This window comes from Pseudomonas sp. HMWF006, from assembly GCF_003061205.1.
Lineage (GTDB): Bacteria > Pseudomonadota > Gammaproteobacteria > Pseudomonadales > Pseudomonadaceae > Aquipseudomonas > Aquipseudomonas monsensis.
In genome coordinates this window covers 1-3,020 of the sequence record NZ_QAIU01000374.1, presented here as the reverse complement: position 1 = coordinate 3,020, position 3,020 = coordinate 1, and the positions used below count along the sequence as shown (strand labels likewise).

Sequence of the window (3,020 nt, the reverse complement as noted above, 5' to 3'; positions counted from 1 at the left end):
AGATCGGCCGTGCGCAAGCGGTGCAGGCGCAGGCGGCGTTTCTTGAGCCGCACACCGACATGAACCCGGTGCTGCTCAAACCCAACAGCGATACCGGCGCGCAAGTGATCATCCACGGCCGCGCCGTCACCAGCATGAACGCCGTGGCGTATCACGACTACAAAGCCATCGCCATGCAGGCGGTGCTCGCTTCGCACCAACGCCTCACTGCAGCGTATCCGCTGGTGATGGTCGAAGGTGCAGGCTCGCCGGCGGAGATCAATCTGCGTGCCGGTGACATCGCCAACATGGGTTTTGCCGAAGCGGTGGATTGCCCGGTGTTGCTGATTGCCGACATCAATCGCGGTGGGGTGTTTGCGCATCTGGTCGGCACGCTGGAGCTGCTGTCGCCGAGCGAGCAGGCGCGAGTCAAAGGCTTCATCATCAACCGTTTTCGCGGCGATATCGCCTTGCTGCAACCAGGCCTCGACTGGCTGGAACAACGCACCGGCAAACCGGTGGTTGGCGTCTTGCCCTATGTGATGGATCTGCATCTGGAGGCCGAGGACGGCATCGATCAGCGCCAGACCGACAAGGCCGAGCAAGTGCTGAAAGTGGTGGTGCCGGTGCTGCCGCGCATCAGCAACCACACCGATTTCGATCCGCTGCGTTTGCACCCGCAAGTGGACCTGCAATTCATCGGCCCGGGGCAGGCGATTCCTGCCGCCGATCTGATCATCCTGCCGGGGTCGAAAAGTGTGCGCAGCGATCTCGCGTATCTGCGCGCCAATGGCTGGGAAGCAGCCATCAACCGGCATTTGCGCTACGGCGGCAAAGTGCTGGGGATTTGCGGCGGTCTGCAAATGCTGGGCGAGCAGGTGCACGATCCGCTGGGGCTGGAAGGGGCCGCAGGTTCCAGTGCCGGGTTGGGCTTGCTGGCGTTCGACACGACGCTGGAAGCCGAAAAACAATTACGCAACGTGCGTGGGCGGCTGGCGCTGGAAGACGCCGAGGTCAGCGGCTATGAAATCCATGCAGGCGTGACGGTGGGGCCGGCGCTGGAAAACGCGGCGGTGCATCTGGATGACGGTCGTTGCGACGGTGCGCAGAGTCTGGACGGGCAGGTGTTCGGCACCTATTTGCACGGTCTGTTCGAATCGCCCCAAGCCTGTGCGGCGCTGTTGCGTTGGGCCGGTTTGAGCGATGTGCAAGAGGTGGATTACCACGGACTGCGCGAGCGCGATATCGAACGGCTGGCGGATCTGGTGGAAAAACATCTGGATACCGGGCTATTGCGTCAGCTCTGTGGGATTTGAGTGGCCTGTCCAGGCCCCATCGCTGGCAAGCCAGCTCCCACAGGGTTTGATGTCGGGTACATATTTTGTGAACACCACTGAAACCTGTCAGAGCGGGCTTGCCCGCGATGAGGCCGGTGATCTCACTAAACCTTTTCTGGATAAAAAAATGCTCCAACTGATCCTCGGCGGCGCCCGCTCCGGCAAAAGTCGCCTGGCGGAAAAACTCGCCAGCGACAGCCAGTTGCAGGTCACTTATATCGCCACCAGCCAACCGCTGGACGGCGAAATGAGCGACCGCGTCGCCCATCACCGCGCCCGCCGTCCTGTGGAATGGGCCCTGATCGAGGAGCCGCTCGAACTGGCCCGCGTGCTGCGCGAGTCTGCCAGTGCCGAGCGCTGCCTGTTGGTCGATTGCCTGACTCTGTGGCTGACCAATCTGCTGATGCTCGATGACGAAGAGCGTCTGGCCGCTGAGCGTGACGCACTGCTGGACGGCCTGGCGTCATTGCCGGGGGAAATCATTTTTGTCAGCAACGAGACCGGAATGGGTGTCGTGCCGCTGGGCGAATTGACTCGCCGCTACGTCGATGAAGCCGGTTGGCTGCATCAAGCTTTGGCTGAGCGCTGTCAGCGTGTCGTCCTGACCGTCGCCGGCCTGCCCCTGACTCTGAAAGGACCTGCGTTATGACTCAAACCTGGTGGCTCAATCCGTGCAAACCGGTGAATGCCGAGGTTGTCGCCCATGCGGCGGCGCGGCAACAGCAATTGACCAAGCCGGCCGGCTCCCTCGGTCGCCTGGAAACCGTGGCGGTGCAACTGGCGGGCCTGCAAGGGCAGGTCAAGCCGACGCTTAAGCAGATCTGGATCGCGATTTTTGCCGGCGATCACGGCGTGGTCGCCGAAGGGGTGTCTGCGTTCCCTCAGGAAGTCACCGGGCAGATGCTGCTCAATTTCGTCAGTGGTGGCGCAGCGATCAGTGTGCTGGCGCGCCAACTCGGTGCGCAATTGGAAGTGGTGGACCTGGGCACCGTGACGCCGTCGTTGAACCTGCCGGGCGTGTTGCACCTGAATGTCGGTCCGGGCACGGCGAACTTCGTCAAGGGCGCGGCGATGACTCCAGCGCAGGGCGAACTCGCCTTGCAGGCCGGTCGCGACAGCGTGTTGCGGGCGAAAGCGGTGGGTGCGCAGCTGTTCATCGGCGGAGAAATGGGCATCGGCAACACCACCGCTGCCAGTGCGCTGGCCTGCGCCTTGCTCGATTGCCCGGTGGCCCACTTGACCGGTCCGGGCACCGGTTTGAATGCCGAAGGTGTCAGCCATAAGGCCCAAGTCATCGAGCGCGCGTTGGCCCTGCACGCTGCACAGCGTGGCGATGCGCTGCAAACCCTGTTCAACCTCGGCGGTTTCGAGATTGCGGCGCTGGTCGGTGCGTACCTGGCGGCAGCCCAGGAAGGCGTTGCGGTGTTGGTCGACGGCTTTATCTGCACCGTCGCCGCGCTGGTTGCCGTGCGTTTGAATCCCGCCTGCCGCGAATGGCTGCTGTTCGGTCATCGTGGTGCCGAACCGGGCCATCGCCATGTGCTGGAAACCCTCGGCGCCGAACCGCTGCTGGAACTCGGCTTGCGTCTGGGCGAGGGCAGCGGGGCAGCGCTGGCGGTGCCGTTGTTGCGTCTGGCGTGCGACCTGCACGGACAGATGGCGACCTTCGCCGAAGCGGCGGTGGCGGATCGTCCGGCATGACCT

At 63.4% G+C, this 3,020-nt stretch carries 3 protein-coding genes; all 3 read left to right on the top strand.

Features of this window, described 5'->3' with window-relative positions; genetic code table 11:
* The coding region (locus DBR24_RS15230; RefSeq protein ID WP_256591501.1) for a cobyric acid synthase at window positions 1–1,295 on the top strand (1,295 nt) is incomplete at its 5' end.
* Between the two features lie 148 nt (window positions 1,296–1,443).
* Window positions 1,444–1,965, top strand: coding sequence for a bifunctional adenosylcobinamide kinase/adenosylcobinamide-phosphate guanylyltransferase (cobU, locus tag DBR24_RS15225; protein WP_128615173.1), 522 nt, complete (start codon window positions 1,444–1,446; stop codon window positions 1,963–1,965).
* Window positions 1,962–3,017, top strand: a complete 1,056-nt coding sequence (cobT, locus tag DBR24_RS15220; protein WP_128615172.1) for a nicotinate-nucleotide--dimethylbenzimidazole phosphoribosyltransferase — start codon at window positions 1,962–1,964, stop codon at window positions 3,015–3,017. The genes cobU and cobT overlap by 4 nt, the downstream gene beginning before the upstream one ends.
* Window positions 3,018–3,020 lie beyond the last annotated feature (3 nt).

Bases quoted from the DNA above. Each gene is read 5' to 3' on its own strand.
- cobU (WP_128615173.1), top strand. From the start codon at position 1,444: ATGCTCCAACTGATCCTCGGCGGCGCCCGCTCCGGCAAAAGTCGCCTG.
- cobT (WP_128615172.1), top strand. From the start codon at position 1,962: ATGACTCAAACCTGGTGGCTCAATCCGTGCAAACCGGTGAATGCCGAG.